The sequence below is a fragment of the Candidatus Kosakonia sp. 282A-S69 genome (assembly GCF_029433855.1).
Classification (GTDB): domain Bacteria; phylum Pseudomonadota; class Gammaproteobacteria; order Enterobacterales; family Enterobacteriaceae; genus Kosakonia; species Kosakonia cowanii_A.
The window spans coordinates 1,104,733-1,119,345 of record NZ_JAROAU010000003.1; the positions used below are offsets into that span (position 1 = coordinate 1,104,733).

A 14,613-nucleotide genomic window follows, 5' to 3' on the forward strand; every position below is an offset into this window, starting at 1 on the left:
TTGAACCCCTTTATGAGGTCGTTATGAAATTATTGATCCTTGGCAATCACACATGCGGCAACCGTGGTGACAGCGCAATTTTACGTGGATTGTTGGACGCTATTGCCCGCCTGAATCCTGAGGCGGAAGTGGACGTAATGAGCCGCTTTCCGGTGAGTTCCTCCTGGTTACTCAATCGTCCGGTAATGGGCGACCCGCTCTACAGCCAGATGAAAGCGCACAACAACGCCGCTGGCCTGATGGGGCGCGTGAAGAAAGTGCTGCGCCGTCGCTACCAGCACCAGGTGCTGCTTTCGCGCGTGACCGATACCGGCAAGCTGCGCAATATCTCCATCGCACAGGGGTTTACCGATTTTGTACGCCGTCTGGCGGATTACGATGCGATTATCCAGGTCGGCGGCTCTTTCTTTGTTGATCTCTACGGTGTGCCGCAGTTTGAACATGCACTCTGTACGTTTATGGCGAAAAAACCGCTGTTTATGATTGGTCACAGCGTCGGGCCGTTCCAGAACGACGACTTCAATAAGCTGGCGAACTACGTGTTCGGCCATTGCGACGCGCTGATCCTGCGCGAGCATGTCAGCCTCAATCTGATGAAGCAGAGCGGCATCACCACCGATAAAGTGGAGCAGGGCGTCGATACCGCCTGGCTGGTGGATCACCATCAGGAGGACTTTACCGCCAGTTATGCTGTTCAGCACTGGCTGGATCTGGCGGCAAAAGAGAAGAGCGTTGCCATTACCCTGCGTGAACTGGCACCGTTTGATAAACGTCTTGGCACCACCCAGCAGGCGTATGAAAAGGCCTTTGCTGATGTCGTTAACCGGGTGATTGACGCCGGTTATCAGGTGATTGCGCTCTCCACCTGCACCGGCATCGACAGCTATAACAAAGATGACCGTATGGTGGCGCTCAACCTGCGCCAGCATATTCAGGACCCGTCCCGCTACCACGTGGTCATGGACGAGCTGAACGATCTGGAGATGGGGAAAATTCTCGCGGCGTGCGACTTAACCATCGGTACGCGCCTGCACTCGGCGATCATCTCGATGAACTTCGGTACCCCGGCGATTGCCATCAACTACGAACACAAGTCGGCTGGCATCATGCAGCAGCTCGGCATGCCGGAGATGGCGGTGGATATTCGTCATCTGCTTGACGGTTCACTGGCGTCAATGGCGGCTGATACGCTGGGTCAACTGCCGGCGATCAACGCACGTCTGGCAACGGCGGTGGCGGCCGAGCGCGAACAGGGCATTAAGATGGTGCAATCGGTGCTTGAGCGCGTGCAGGGGGTGAAATGAAAGTCGGCTTCTTTTTGCTGAAATTTCCTCTCTCGTCCGAAACGTTTGTCCTCAACCAGATTGTCGCCTTTATCAATATGGGTTTTGAGGTTGAGATTGTCGCCCTGCACAAGGGCGATATGAACAATACTCACGCCGCGTACACTGAATATAAGCTGGCGGAGAAGACCCACTGGCTGCTGGCGGAGCCGGAAGGGAAGCTGGCGAAGCTGAGTTATCGCGGGCAGGCCATCGCCCGCGGCATGTTTAAGGCATCGACCTGGAAAGCGCTTAACCTCTCCCGTTACGGTGATGAGGCGCGCAACCTGATCCTGCCGGCGATCTGCGGCCTCGCGCCGCAAACTTTCACCGCGGATGTCTTTATCGCCCACTTTGGCCCGGCGGGCGTCACCGCCGCAAAACTGCGCGAGCTTGGCGTGCTGAAGGGCAAGATCGCCACCGTTTTTCACGGGATCGATATCTCGCACCGCGACGTGCTTACGCACTACACCCCGGAGTATCAGCAGCTCTTTCAGCGCGGTGATTTGATGCTGCCGATAAGCGATCTGTGGGCCGGGCGGCTGCTCACCATGGGCTGTCCGCAGAGTAAGATTGCCGTCTCGCGCATGGGCGTGGATATGACGCGTTTTAGCCTGCGTGAAGTGAAATCGCCGGGCCGTCCGCTGCAAATCATCTCTGTCGCGCGTTTGACGGAGAAAAAGGGGCTGCACGTTGCGATTGAAGCCTGCCGCTTGTTGAAAGCGCGCGGCGTGGCGTTCAAATACCGCATCCTGGGCATCGGCCCCTGGGAGCGCCGTTTACGCACCCTGATCGAGCAGTTTCAGCTTGAGGATGTGATTGAGATGCCCGGCTTTAAGCCGAGCCATGAAGTAAAAGCGCTGCTTGATGAAGCGGATGTCTTTTTGCTTCCCTCCATTACCGGCACTGATGGCGACATGGAAGGTATTCCGGTTGCGCTGATGGAGGCGATGGCGGTTGGTATTCCTGTCGTCTCGACCGTTCACAGCGGCATACCTGAACTGATTGAGGCAGGGCGCTCCGGCTGGCTGGTGCCGGAAAACGACGCCGAAGCGCTGGCTGAACGTCTGGCTTCCTTTGGTCAGATGGCGAGTGAGGAGCTTACGCCGGTCGTGACCCGCGCACGGGAAAAAGTGGAAACGGACTTTAATCAAACGATCATCAACCAGCAACTGGCCAGTCTGCTGCAAACGCTTTGATAAGAGGCTTTTATGACTGCGAAACGACGCTCAACCGCGCTGACGCGCCGCTCTTTTCTGACCGCCAGCTCCGCGCTGGCGGCGCTTCCCCTGCTGCATCTGCCTGCCGCGCGTGCCCTGACCCGCAGCGACACGGTAAAATTAAGTGATTACAACCACAATGACTGGCCGGCTGCGCTCAATAAGGCTTTTTCCGAAGCGCAGACGGTAGAGGTTCCCGCCGGGCTGGTGTGTGAAAACATCAATACCGGCATTTTTATTCCCGCCGGTAAAACGCTGCTGGTGCGCGGTGCGTTAAAAGGCAGCGGACGCGGACGTCTTGTCCTGCAGGATGGTAGCAAGGTCATCGGCGAGCAGGGCGGCAGCCTCTATAACGTTATGCTGGATGTGCGCGGCTCAGACTGCACCATTAAAGGCGTTAGCATGAGCGGTTATGGCCCGGTAATGCAGATCTATATTGGTGGTAAAGAGAAGCGTGTGATGCGCAATCTGCTGATCGATAACATCACCATCAGCAAAGCCAACTACGGCATTTTGCGCCAGGGTTTCCATAACCAGCTGGATGGCGCGCGTATCACCCATAGTCGTTTTAGCGATCTGCAGGGCGATGCGATTGAGTGGAACGTGGCAATCAATGACCGCAATATCCTCATTTCCGATCACGTCATCGACAATATCAACTGTACTAACGGCAAAATTAACTGGGGGATTGGCATCGGGTTAGCGGGCAGCACCTATGACAATAATTACCCGGAAGATCAGTCGGTGAAAAACTTTGTCGTGGCAAATATCACCGGCAGTAATTGCCGCCAGCTGGTGCATGTAGAAAACGGTAAGCATTTCGTTATTCGTAATATCAAAGCGAAAAACATTACGCCGGACTTCAGTAAAAAAGCGGGGATTGATAACGCAACGGTCGCTATTTATGGCTGTGATAATTTCGTTATTGATAATGTCACCATGGAAAATAGTGCCGGCATGCTGATTGGTTACGGCGTGATCAAAGGCGATTATTTATCCATTCCGCAAAACTTCAAACTCAACGATATTCAGCAGGATAACAGCCGCAGTAAATATAAGCTGCGCGGCATTCAGGTCTCCTCGGGTAATGCCACCTCGTTCGTGGCCATCACCAACATCAAGATGCAGCAGGCCACGCTTGAGCTGCATAACAAACCGCAGCACCTCTTTCTGCGCAACATTCATATTACGCAGGATGCGGCGGTCGGCCCGGCGCTCAAGCTCAACTTTGACCTGCGTAAAGATGTGCGTGGCCGCTTTATGGCGAAAAATGAGACGCTGCTGTCGATGGCGAATATTCACGCAGTCAATGAAAATGGTCAGAGCTCCGTGGATATCGACCGTGTCGATCAGCACACCGTAAATGTCGAAAATTTAAACTTCCGCTTACCCGCTAAACGGTCATAAGCCTCTTTACGGGGCTTTTGCGAGGAATCCTGGAGATTAAACCGGGGCGTTAGGATTACATCAGTTGTTATGAGGGAGCATTACTCGTCGCCATTTTCATACCTGTTTGCCATCAACGCACTGGCGAAAACAGATCAAGGGTTTATAATTCATCAATAAATTATAGGTGGAAGAAATAATGGTTAATTTAAAGGCAGTTATTCCGGTAGCCGGACTTGGGATGCACATGCTTCCCGCCACAAAAGCGATTCCAAAAGAGATGCTGCCGATTGTCGACAAGCCGATGATTCAATACATTGTCGACGAGATTGTCGCGGCCGGGATCAAAGAGATTGTTCTGGTTACCCACTCGTCAAAAAACGCGGTTGAAAACCACTTCGACACCTCCTATGAGCTTGAAGCGCTGCTTGAACAGCGCGTTAAGCGTCAGCTGCTGGCGGAAGTGCAGTCTATCTGCCCGCCGGGCGTCACCATCATGAACGTGCGTCAGGCGCAGCCGCTGGGGCTGGGCCACTCCATCCTTTGTGCGCGCCCCATCGTGGGTGACAATCCCTTTGTCGTCGTGCTGCCGGATATCGTGCTGGACACGGCAACCGCCGACCCGCTGCGCTATAACCTCGCCGCAATGGTCGCGCGCTTTAGCGAAACCGGTCGCAGCCAGGTGCTGGCAAAACGTATGAAGGGCGATCTCTCTGAGTACTCGGTTATCCAGACCAAAGAGCCGCTGGATAGCGAAGGCAAAGTGAGCCGCATCGTGCAGTTTATTGAGAAGCCGGATCAGCCGCAGACGCTGGACTCCGATCTGATGGCGGTAGGGCGCTATGTGCTCTCTGCGGATATCTGGGAAGAGCTGGAAAAAACCGAGCCGGGTGCCTGGGGACGTATTCAGCTGACTGATGCGATTGCGCGTCTGGCAGAAAAACAGTCCGTCGATGCCATGCTGATGACCGGCGACAGCTACGACTGCGGTAAGAAAATGGGTTACATGCAGGCGTTCGTGAACTATGGCCTGCGTAATCTGAAAGAAGGTCAAAAATTCCGCGACAGCATTCAGAAATTGCTGGCGCAATAATCAGATAAATTAACCCGGTGCTTTACGCCTGACCGACAGGGCAGTAAAGGGTAACGCTGAGAGAGTTTACTCTCAGGTTATTCTTACTGCCTTTTTTGTTTTTATTTAAAAATAAACAATTAAAAAAGGTAGTTATGTGGATTTTTTAAGCTTTTAGACTATAGATTTTCCCTTGTTTCCATGACTGTTTCAGCGGAGAATAGCCGCTTAGCATTTTGTGCCCAGCGCAGCGGGAATGACGCGTGTGTCGGGCTTTGACGATATTAATGTTGACTGTTGCATACAGCGTTCGGGTAGCTGAAAGCCTGGGGCGGTAGCGTGCCATTTATTTGCTCACGCCTCTTCCACTACTCGCCGCTCGCGTTCTAAACATTGCAAAGCAAGTACGGATAATTCTCGTGAAAATACTGGTCACCGGTGGTGCAGGCTTTATTGGCTCTGCAGTTGTGCGTCATATTGTTAATAACACTCAGGATCATGTGGTTAATGTTGACAAATTAACCTATGCCGGAAATCTGCAATCACTCGCAGACGTCGATAAGAGCGCCCGTTATGCGTTTGAGCATGCAGATATCTGTGATAGCGCAGCGATGGCGCGCATCTTTACTGAGCATCAGCCTGATGCTGTGATGCACCTTGCCGCAGAGAGCCATGTCGATCGTTCCATTACCGGGCCTGCTGCCTTTATCGAAACCAATATTATGGGTACTTACGTCCTGCTCGAAGCAGCGCGTCAATATTGGTCCCAGCTGGATGAGACGCGTAAAGCCGCGTTTCGCTTCCACCACATTTCGACTGACGAAGTGTATGGCGACCTGCCGCATCCGGATGAGGTTGCCGCCGGTAAAACGCTGCCACTTTTCACAGAAACCACCGCATATGCGCCGAGCAGCCCTTACTCTGCTTCCAAAGCCTCAAGTGACCATCTGGTGCGCGCATGGCGCAGAACCTATGGCTTCCCCACCATTGTCACCAATTGTTCAAATAATTATGGTCCCTATCATTTCCCCGAGAAACTGATTCCGCTGGTGATCCTCAACGCGCTTGAGGGTAAACCGCTGCCGATCTACGGCAAAGGAGACCAGATTCGTGACTGGCTGTATGTAGAAGATCATGCCCGTGCGCTCTATACGGTCGTGACCCAGGGCGTGGCTGGTGAAACCTATAACATCGGTGGTCATAACGAAAAACAGAACCTCGATGTGGTTCACACCATCTGCGATCTGCTTGATGAAATCGTGCCGAAGGCCAGCTCGTATCGCGATCAGATTACCTATGTCACCGACCGCCCGGGTCACGATCGCCGCTACGCGATTGACGCAGACAAAATTAACCGCGAACTGGGCTGGAAGCCGCAGGAAACCTTTGAAAGCGGTGTTCGTAAAACGGTTGAATGGTATTTAAATAATTTAGACTGGTGTCGCCGAGTGCAGGATGGCAGTTATCAACGTGAACGACTGGGGTTGGTATAAATGAAAGGTATCATTTTAGCGGGTGGCTCAGGTACACGATTGTATCCCATCACTATGGGAATATCTAAGCAGCTTCTACCTGTTTATGACAAACCAATGATCTACTTTCCTTTATCAGTATTAATGCTGGCAGGGATAAAAGATATCTTGATTATCACTACACCAGATGATCAACAGGGGTTTATTCGATTATTAGGTGATGGTTCGCAGTTTGGTATTAATATTTCCTATGCTATCCAGAATTCTCCGGATGGTTTAGCACAAGCTTTCATCATTGGTGAGGAATTTATCGGAAAAAATTCAGTCTGTCTGGTGCTGGGTGATAATATTTTCTTCGGCCAGGGCTTTACACCAAAACTTCGCGCCGCCGCTGAGAGAAATAGTGGAGCGACTGTTTTTGGGTATCAAGTAATGGATCCTGAACGTTTTGGCGTCGTCGAATTTGACAAAGACTTTAATGCAATAAGTATTGAAGAAAAACCAGCAAAGCCTAAATCGAATTGGGCAGTAACCGGGCTCTACTTTTACGATAACAATGTTATTGATATAGCTAAAAGCGTTAAACCCTCTTCTCGTGGTGAGTTGGAAATTACTTCCGTCAATGAGATTTACCTCCGGAATAATAATTTGAAAGTGGAACTGCTGGGACGTGGGTTTGCCTGGCTTGATACCGGCACTCATGACAGTTTGATCGAGGCGGGTAGTTTTGTTGAAACCGTGCAGAAGCGGCAGGGTATGATGGTTGCCTGTCCGGAAGAAATTGCATGGCGCAATAACTGGCTAAGTACTGAAGACCTTTTATCTAAAGGCGATTCTTTCAAAAAAAATCATTACGGTCAGTATTTGCTCAGATTAGTTAAGGGCCAGTAAGCAATGAAATTAGTAGAGTTGAGTAAAAAGGGCGATGCTCGTGGAGCATTAGTAGTAGTTGAACAGCATAAAGATATCCCGATAGAAATTAAGCGGGTCTACTACATGTTTGATACTGCTAATGATGTCCGGCGCGGATTTCATGCGCATAAAAAACTGACACAAATTGCTATTCCAGTAAAAGGTTCATGCAGATTTTTACTGGACGATGGTAAAAATATTGAGCATATATTATTAGATTCTCCGACAATCGGCTTAGTCATAGAGCCAATGGTCTGGCATGAAATGTACGACTATTCAGACGATTGTGTATTGATGGTTCTTGCTGATGATTATTATGACGAAAGTGATTATATTCGCAGCTATGAAGATTTCAAACAAATGATGGTTCTATAATGAAGCTGATTATTGCCGGTAAAAATAACATAGCTGTCGATGTTACCAGCTGGATCCGAGAGCACAGACCGGACGTCGAGCTTTACGCTGTGTTTAATAAGAACGACGAGGGAAATGATGGATTCCAGCGCTCGTATAGAAAATATTGTAAAAAAGCTAATATCAATGAGCTTTCTCTTGCTGAAACCTATGCCATAAAAGATGCGATATTCCTGTCATTAGAATTCGATAAAATTGTTAATCCAGATAAGTTTCTTCATGAAAATATCTATAATATTCATTTTTCGCTTCTACCTAAATATAAAGGTATGTTTACGTCGGCATGGCCAATATTGAACAATGAGAGTGAAAGTGGCGTAACTTTACATAAGATAAACCATGGTATCGACACTGGCGAAATATTGTCGCAAGAGTCATTCTCGCTAAGCGAAACAGAAACTGCTAATAGTTTATATCTCAAATACATTAAATATGGCACTAAACTAGTTATTGACAACATCGAGAATATATTAAAATCCAACATTGTTCTGGTTAAGCAGAACGCCATTGGATCGTCTTATTATTCAAACAAAACAATTAACTATGCAAATCTAACAATAGACCTTAATAAGACAGCATATGAGATATTAAGCCAGATAAGAGCTTTTACATTCAGGGCTTATCAACTTGCTAAGATTGAAGGCGTCAATGTCTTCCATGGTAAAATCCTGCAAAGTGCATCGCTCACAAAACCGGGTACGATTCTAGAAAATCGTGCTGATCGATTTGTTATTTCGACTATAGATTATGATCTTTTAGTTTTTAAAGATAACTTTCTTGAAGTGTTGAATGCTTGCAAAGATAAAGATGTTGCTTATCTCACTAACATATTGAGACATAAATGTACGCTGTTTGAAAAGAACGAAGCGGGCTGGAGTCCAATAATTGTCGCCGCTTATCATGGTAATTTAGAAGTCGTCAAGTGGTTAGTAGACGAAGGAGCAGATATTAACGATATCAATCATAACGGCACTACCGTCGCTATGTATTATAAAGAATATATGAAGAGAACAGGGAACTATTCAGGATTAGATGTTTTACTCAAACTTGGTTCGAATCTTCATATAAAGGATTATCGTGGTCTTTCTGTTTTCGACTATTTGAAAAACGATGAAGATAAAAAACTGTATAAATATATGACGGGGTGTATAAATGGTTGATTTCTTAAATATAAAAAAAATTAATGAAAGATATGAACAAGAGCTAGTGAATGCATGTTCCCGCGTCATTCGTTCGGGTTGGTATATTCAAGGAAAAGAACTGACCGAATTTGAGTGTGAATTCTCCCAATATATGGGGATAGAACACACTATCGGCGTAGCAAATGGCCTCGATGCCTTGGTTCTTGTCCTACGCGCATGGAAAGAAATGGGCAAATTAAAAGATAACGATAAAATCATTGTCCCTGCAAATACCTATATCGCCTCTATCCTTGCGATTACCGAAAATAATTTGGTCCCTGTTTTGGTTGAGCCTGATAACGAAACATTCAATCTTAGTATTGACGGTGTTATGAAGGCCTGGGACAGCGATGTCAAAGGCATTCTTCCTGTGCATCTGTATGGCCAAATTGCGCCAATGCGTGAGATTATGCAGTTTGCTAAAGAAAAAAATCTGCTTGTATTAGAAGATTCAGCGCAGGCACATGGCGCTTCTATTAATGGTATTAAAGCAGGAGCGTGGGGCGACGCATCAGGTTTTAGCTTGTATCCGGGAAAAAACCTTGGTGCGCTAGGAGATGCAGGCGTTATCACAACAAAAGATGCTGACTTGGCTAATGTATTAAAGGCTCTGAGAAATTACGGCTCACATAAGAAATATGAAAATTTATATGTCGGCTGTAATAGCCGCCTGGATGAAATTCAAGCAGCTATGCTTCGCGTCAAGTTGAAATACCTTGAGCAGGATACGGAGCTGCGCCGTGCAATTGCCAGTAAATACTTAAGCGATATTCATAACCCATACGTAAAATTACCGAGCGTAGCTAAAGAAGAAGAGCATGTATGGCACTTGTTCGTTATCAGAACAGAGCATCGAGAGTTATTACAAAAGCATTTAGAGCGTAATGGAGTTCAGACTCTGATTCATTATCCTGTCCCTCCGCATAAGCAAAAAGCTTACTCTGAATGGAATGATAAAGAACTCCCTGTTACTGAAAAAATTCACAACACTGTTCTCTCCATTCCTCTCGATCCGACTATGAGCGATGCTGAGGTAGTCACTGTGATTAATGCAATAAATAAATTCACTCTATGAGAACAATTTTCTCGGTTACAGCAATGAGTGCATTGCTTACGTTATTACGCATGCTACTCGGTTTTATTATTGTTAAAATTGTCGCTGTCTATTCAGGGCCAAATGGTATGGCTCTGTTAGGGCAGGTACAAAACATGGTAAATAGCCTTAACGGAATCGCGAACTCTCCAGCAGGTAATGGCATTGTCCGCTATACAGCACAGAATCAGGATAAAGGCGATGAGTATTGTTCTGGATGGTGGAAAGCGTCTATTCAGTTAATACTTTTGATCACCGTGCTTTTTGCTGTGCCGGGAGTTTTTTTTTCAGCAGAAATATCACAATGGCTTTTTCAAACTAAGCATTATGGCTATGTTGTTCAGTTAGCAATACTACTGATGCCGCTTTCAGCGTTAGGCACTCTTTTTTCTTCAGTACTAAATGGAAAACAACAATACAAGAGATTCATTATCACAAGTATGATCTCTGTTTTAATCTCAAGCGCAATAATTATTGCGCTGGTTGCTTTATTTAGTATTGAAGGGATTCTCATCGCTGCAGTTGCTCAATCAGCCGCGATTGGCCTTGTTCTGGTACTCAGTAATATTGCTCAACCATGGACAAAAATGAAGTTATGGTGGGGTTCAAGCACCAATGAAAAGCGTAAAGAGATTGGGCTGTACATGCTTATGGCGTTGACCAGTTCCCTTACGTTACCTATTTCATTGATTTTAATCAGGAATATTTTAGTAGATCACGCTGGTTGGGACGCTGCAGGTCAATGGCAAGCGGTTTGGAAAATATCTGAAGTATATTTAGGTATTATAACTATTTCATTGAGTACATATTTTATTCCCACACTGTCAACATTAAAAAGCCCAGACGACATAATTAACAAAATTCATGACGTTTTAAAAATTATCCTTCCTGTAGTTGCAGTTGTAGCTATTATAGTTTACATGCTTAGAGATGTGGCTATATTCATTCTGTTTACTAAGGAATTTTCGGCCTCCAGAGATCTGTTTGCTATTCAATTGATCGGTGACGTGGTGAAGGTTGTTGGCTGGTTGTATGCATGTCCAATGATATCTCGCGGAGCAACAAAGTGGTTCATATTTAGTGAGATCTTTTTCTCAATGGTCTTTGTCGCCGTCGGCTGGGTGCTGATTCCTAAGTTCGGCGCCGAGGGGGCCAATATTGCTTATTTAGTGAATTATTCCCTTTATTTGATTTTCATGGTTGCTAATGTCAGAAGATTCTCACGCTGATATTGCTATGCAATCAATTTATAATAAAGATATTTTGGTGCGCGTTATGCATGACAGAACCCCATTAGTTACGATCGTAATACCTTCATATAATCACGCTCAATTTATTGAACGAGCGTTAGTTTCGGTATTCAACCAGACATATAAAAATATTGAGGTTATCTTCATTGATGATGGCTCTAAAGATGCAACAAAAGAAATTGTTGAAAAATTGCAAGAGAGGTTTTCTTTTAAAGCTATTTTCCAACAAAATATGGGGCTGTCTGCAACCTTAAATAAGGCCATTGATATGGCTAACGGCGAATATTTCAGCGTGTGTTCGTCTGATGACATGTACTACAGTAATAAAGTTGAAATGCAGGTCAGAGCACTCAACAACGAACCTGCTTCACCCTGTGTAGTTGCAAAAGCGAGTGTGGTGGATGATGATGATTGCATCCTGGATACAGAATCAGCTCTTTACAACTCAGGCCTATCTGGTGATATCAGCTTTGATGAACTCTTTACATTTAAAACTGTCCTGCCGGTAACTTGTATGTATCGTCTGGATGTGCTGAGAGAAGTTGGTGGCTTTGATAGTTCTCTGGCCGCGGAAGATTACGATATGTCCTTAAAACTGGCATCCCGTTACAAACTTATTTTTATCGATGAGCCATTATATTACTATCGCTCGCCTGCCGCGATTGGCGGTACACGTAAAAGAAGACCGATGCGTTTGGATGTTTCCGAAGCACATCTAACAACTATCAACAAATTCAGAAACCACCCATCATACGACCATGCGATTCTGGAATGGAACTTTAGACGATTCATTCTTTTTTCTAAGTACATTGATACAAAAATATATGCGTTGAGGGGAGCAATAAGATGTAAAAGGAAAGTGCTCAATAAAATGTATTTGAGATCGTTGATAAAATTGGTATTTTTATGGAAAAGGTGATATTAAGTTGGAAAGTGATTTATATACTACTGTTTAGCTTTTTATTTATTTTTAATCCAGATAACTTTACGGCTATAAATCTAGTACACTTGCTATTTTTGGTTGCGGCTTTTGACTTAATTGTTTTGGGTAAGATCAAGTATATTAAATTTAACGTGTTCTCAGTTTCTTATCTATTATGGAATTTTCTGGTAATTGGATATGTATTGCTTTTGTACGTCATCATCTCCGAAAATGCGCTATTAGTCAGAGCCTATGCGGATTTTATATTTCTTGTCGAAATACCTTTTTGTGCTTTGTATATTGCAAATTTCATTTACTCCAATAATCTTTTTAGGAGGAATGTTTTCTGTCTGATTATTGTTGTGGCAATTATTCAGCTTATCTTTGTATATCTGACATTATCTAATGAAGGAATCCGAAGCTGGATTTTGTCATCGTCAAAAATCAAGAATTTTGAAAATATTTCAAACCAGTATGGACTGCTGAGATCCTTTGGGTTGAGTTCAGGATTGACATACAGCATGCCTATGTTTTTAGGTATCATAAACGTTATTTGTCTGAATAATGTTTTTTTCGGCAAAAGAGTTATAAATAGAGCCGTTTGGCTTCTTTTTTCTCTTCTGACAACGTATGCGATCATTCTTAATGCTCAGGTTGGCTTACTGCCATCACTTATCTATATTGGATTAGTCCTTGTTAGTGGCATCTTGAATTTATTCATTATTAACTGGAGTCGCTCGCTTGGAATAACTCTCGGTTTATCGGTGCTACTTTTCGCCGTATACACTGTGTTATCAATAGGTATAGTGAATGTTGGCGGTGGAGTTAAGGCGGATACATTTGCACGTCTCAGTATGCGACTTGAAGATGTATTAAATTTACTCAGTGGAAACGTTACTGGTGTTTTCCTTGAACTTGCCAATATGCATTATCTCGGTGGTAATGATACGCAATTGATTTTTGGCACCGGCATTGATGTTTTCGGAGTACACAGCGACATCGGTTATATCCGGGACATTAATTTGATTGGAATTGTGGGTATGATAGTCTTTTTCCTGCCTGCGGTCTTTATAGCCAAAATTATATATAAAGCAATTAATATAGAATACAACCCCATTGTTGCTTCAACAGTTTTGATATCACTGCCCTTTTTTTATTTTAAAGGGATGCTATTACTTAATAATGACTTAATGAATTTCTTGGTTTTAGTTATCATTTTTTATTGTTACAAGGCCAATCTTTGTGAGAAATAAAGCTTTATTAGTCGGTTTTTTCAATCCGCTAGACGAAGTAGCTGATGCCGGTTCGCCAGCCGGTTCAAAAGTACAGCATCAAATATTGAATTCTCTCAGCAAATCATATGATGAGGCTGAAGCTTTTGTGCTGGGCGAGAAAAGGGCATGGCCATACTCTGATTTGATCGAAAAACCCAGACGATTCGGCAATATCTATTACCCATTTATCTTTAATTTTAAGGCTATAAAGTTTCTGGTCTTTTCTTTCTTGTTGCTGGTTCATGTTATTAGTAATAATTTCAGAGTCGTGTATCAGTACAACTCCTTTTTTTTTGTCAACCTGACGTGCTTGATTTTGCGTCTGTTTGGAAGAAAGAATGTATTGATTTTGCAGGATATTCATTGCAATGCTTCTTTTTTTAAGTCCGTAAAGCAAGGGCGTTTTTGGGAATGGTTAGCACTTCAAATTGCCAAGCTGGCCTATACCCAAATACTTCCAATTAGTGAAGCAATAGTTGAAGACTTCAACTTCAAAAAAGAGGGAAGCTTGGTTTGGGCCGGGGGAATTATCGGTGACGTACAGTCTGATTACAGAGAAGGTGAACTGGCAGAATATGGTGTGCTTGCCTGCACCCTGATGCCCTATAACGGTGCTTATGATTTATGTAAGGCGTGGGTTGATCAAAAAATTAGTATACCCCTGCATATCTTTGGCGATGGGACAGATAAAGAGAAGATTTTAAATCTGGCCAAAATCAACCCCTTTATTATTTTTCATGGAAAGGTTCCGCCTGAAGAAGTAAAGCACTATACAACCACGGCTCTGTTGAATTTCTGTCTGCGATATGACAGAGGTATAAACCAGCGTTATTTCTTTCCTTCCAAATTTTTTGATATTTACACTTGTCGGGGATACGTCGTTGTTAACGATTTCTACGGCCTGACGGAAAAAATAAAACACAATCTATTTATTGTTGATGATGAATTGACTCGTTTATCTTCGGTGGTTGATCATGCACGACAAAAAAATCCTCGCGAAGACTATGTTTCACGAATAAATTATGCAGAAAAACATTTATCTTGGGATAGATGTATAAATAAGATACATCAAAATCTGCATAATAAGGACTAATT

The 14,613-nt window shown here is 44.8% G+C and carries 13 protein-coding genes; all 13 read left to right on the forward strand.

What is annotated here, in order from left to right; genetic code table 11:
• Positions 1-23: 23 nt before the first annotated feature.
• The 13 genes from wcaK (at position 24) to PU683_RS10910 (ending at position 14,611) form a co-directional block, all read left to right on the forward strand.
• On the forward strand, positions 24-1,304 hold the full coding sequence (gene wcaK / locus PU683_RS10850; RefSeq protein ID WP_277171466.1) for a colanic acid biosynthesis pyruvyl transferase WcaK: 1,281 nt from the start codon (positions 24-26) through the stop codon (positions 1,302-1,304).
• Entirely contained in the window at positions 1,301-2,521 is a 1,221-nt protein-coding gene (gene wcaL, locus PU683_RS10855; protein ID WP_277171467.1) for a colanic acid biosynthesis glycosyltransferase WcaL, read from the forward strand. The genes wcaK and wcaL overlap by 4 nt, the downstream gene beginning before the upstream one ends.
• 12 nt (positions 2,522-2,533) lie before the next feature.
• A complete protein-coding gene (gene wcaM / locus PU683_RS10860; protein ID WP_277171468.1) occupies positions 2,534-3,949 on the forward strand; it encodes a colanic acid biosynthesis protein WcaM in 1,416 nt (471 codons plus the stop codon).
• A 178-nt stretch (positions 3,950-4,127) separates the two neighbouring features.
• Positions 4,128-5,021 (forward strand): GalU regulator GalF, encoded by an 894-nt coding sequence (gene galF / locus PU683_RS10865; protein ID WP_277171469.1) that lies wholly within the window; start codon positions 4,128-4,130, stop codon positions 5,019-5,021.
• A 398-nt stretch (positions 5,022-5,419) separates the two neighbouring features.
• Entirely contained in the window at positions 5,420-6,493 is a 1,074-nt protein-coding gene (rfbB, locus tag PU683_RS10870) for a dTDP-glucose 4,6-dehydratase (protein WP_277171470.1), read from the forward strand.
• Positions 6,494-7,363: a glucose-1-phosphate thymidylyltransferase RfbA gene (rfbA, locus tag PU683_RS10875; protein ID WP_277171471.1), complete on the forward strand. Its 870-nt coding sequence runs from the start codon at positions 6,494-6,496 to the stop codon at positions 7,361-7,363.
• A gap of 3 nt (positions 7,364-7,366) precedes the next feature.
• Positions 7,367-7,759: a sugar 3,4-ketoisomerase gene (locus tag PU683_RS10880; protein ID WP_277171472.1), complete on the forward strand. Its 393-nt coding sequence runs from the start codon at positions 7,367-7,369 to the stop codon at positions 7,757-7,759.
• A complete protein-coding gene (locus tag PU683_RS10885; protein ID WP_277171473.1) occupies positions 7,759-8,958 on the forward strand; it encodes a formyltransferase family protein in 1,200 nt (399 codons plus the stop codon). Before PU683_RS10880 ends, PU683_RS10885 begins: the two co-directional genes overlap by 1 nt.
• Complete coding sequence (locus tag PU683_RS10890; protein ID WP_277171474.1) at positions 8,951-10,054, forward strand: DegT/DnrJ/EryC1/StrS family aminotransferase; 1,104 nt, start codon at positions 8,951-8,953, stop codon at positions 10,052-10,054. The genes PU683_RS10885 and PU683_RS10890 overlap by 8 nt, the downstream gene beginning before the upstream one ends.
• Positions 10,051-11,301, forward strand: coding sequence for an O-antigen translocase (locus PU683_RS10895; protein WP_277171475.1), 1,251 nt, complete (start codon positions 10,051-10,053; stop codon positions 11,299-11,301). The genes PU683_RS10890 and PU683_RS10895 overlap by 4 nt, the downstream gene beginning before the upstream one ends.
• Positions 11,279-12,241, forward strand: a complete 963-nt coding sequence (locus PU683_RS10900; protein ID WP_277171476.1) for a glycosyltransferase family 2 protein — start codon at positions 11,279-11,281, stop codon at positions 12,239-12,241. Before PU683_RS10895 ends, PU683_RS10900 begins: the two co-directional genes overlap by 23 nt.
• Positions 12,229-13,497: a hypothetical protein gene (locus PU683_RS10905; RefSeq protein WP_277171477.1), complete on the forward strand. Its 1,269-nt coding sequence runs from the start codon at positions 12,229-12,231 to the stop codon at positions 13,495-13,497. The genes PU683_RS10900 and PU683_RS10905 overlap by 13 nt, the downstream gene beginning before the upstream one ends.
• Positions 13,487-14,611 carry a glycosyltransferase family protein gene (locus PU683_RS10910; protein WP_277171478.1) on the forward strand — a complete coding sequence of 375 codons (1,125 nt, stop codon included), beginning with the start codon at positions 13,487-13,489 and terminating at the stop codon, positions 14,609-14,611. Before PU683_RS10905 ends, PU683_RS10910 begins: the two co-directional genes overlap by 11 nt.
• Positions 14,612-14,613 lie beyond the last annotated feature (2 nt).

Coding starts and splice junctions, on each gene's coding strand:
- wcaK (WP_277171466.1), top strand. CDS start 24: ATGAAATTATTGATCCTTGGCAATCACACATGCGGCAACCGTGGTGAC.
- wcaL (WP_277171467.1), top strand. CDS start 1,301: ATGAAAGTCGGCTTCTTTTTGCTGAAATTTCCTCTCTCGTCCGAAACG.
- wcaM (WP_277171468.1), top strand. CDS start 2,534: ATGACTGCGAAACGACGCTCAACCGCGCTGACGCGCCGCTCTTTTCTG.
- galF (WP_277171469.1), top strand. CDS start 4,128: ATGGTTAATTTAAAGGCAGTTATTCCGGTAGCCGGACTTGGGATGCAC.
- rfbA (WP_277171471.1), top strand. CDS start 6,494: ATGAAAGGTATCATTTTAGCGGGTGGCTCAGGTACACGATTGTATCCC.
- PU683_RS10880 (WP_277171472.1), top strand. CDS start 7,367: ATGAAATTAGTAGAGTTGAGTAAAAAGGGCGATGCTCGTGGAGCATTA.
- PU683_RS10885 (WP_277171473.1), top strand. CDS start 7,759: ATGAAGCTGATTATTGCCGGTAAAAATAACATAGCTGTCGATGTTACC.
- PU683_RS10890 (WP_277171474.1), top strand. CDS start 8,951: ATGGTTGATTTCTTAAATATAAAAAAAATTAATGAAAGATATGAACAA.
- PU683_RS10895 (WP_277171475.1), top strand. CDS start 10,051: ATGAGAACAATTTTCTCGGTTACAGCAATGAGTGCATTGCTTACGTTA.
- PU683_RS10900 (WP_277171476.1), top strand. CDS start 11,279: ATGTCAGAAGATTCTCACGCTGATATTGCTATGCAATCAATTTATAAT.
- PU683_RS10905 (WP_277171477.1), top strand. CDS start 12,229: ATGGAAAAGGTGATATTAAGTTGGAAAGTGATTTATATACTACTGTTT.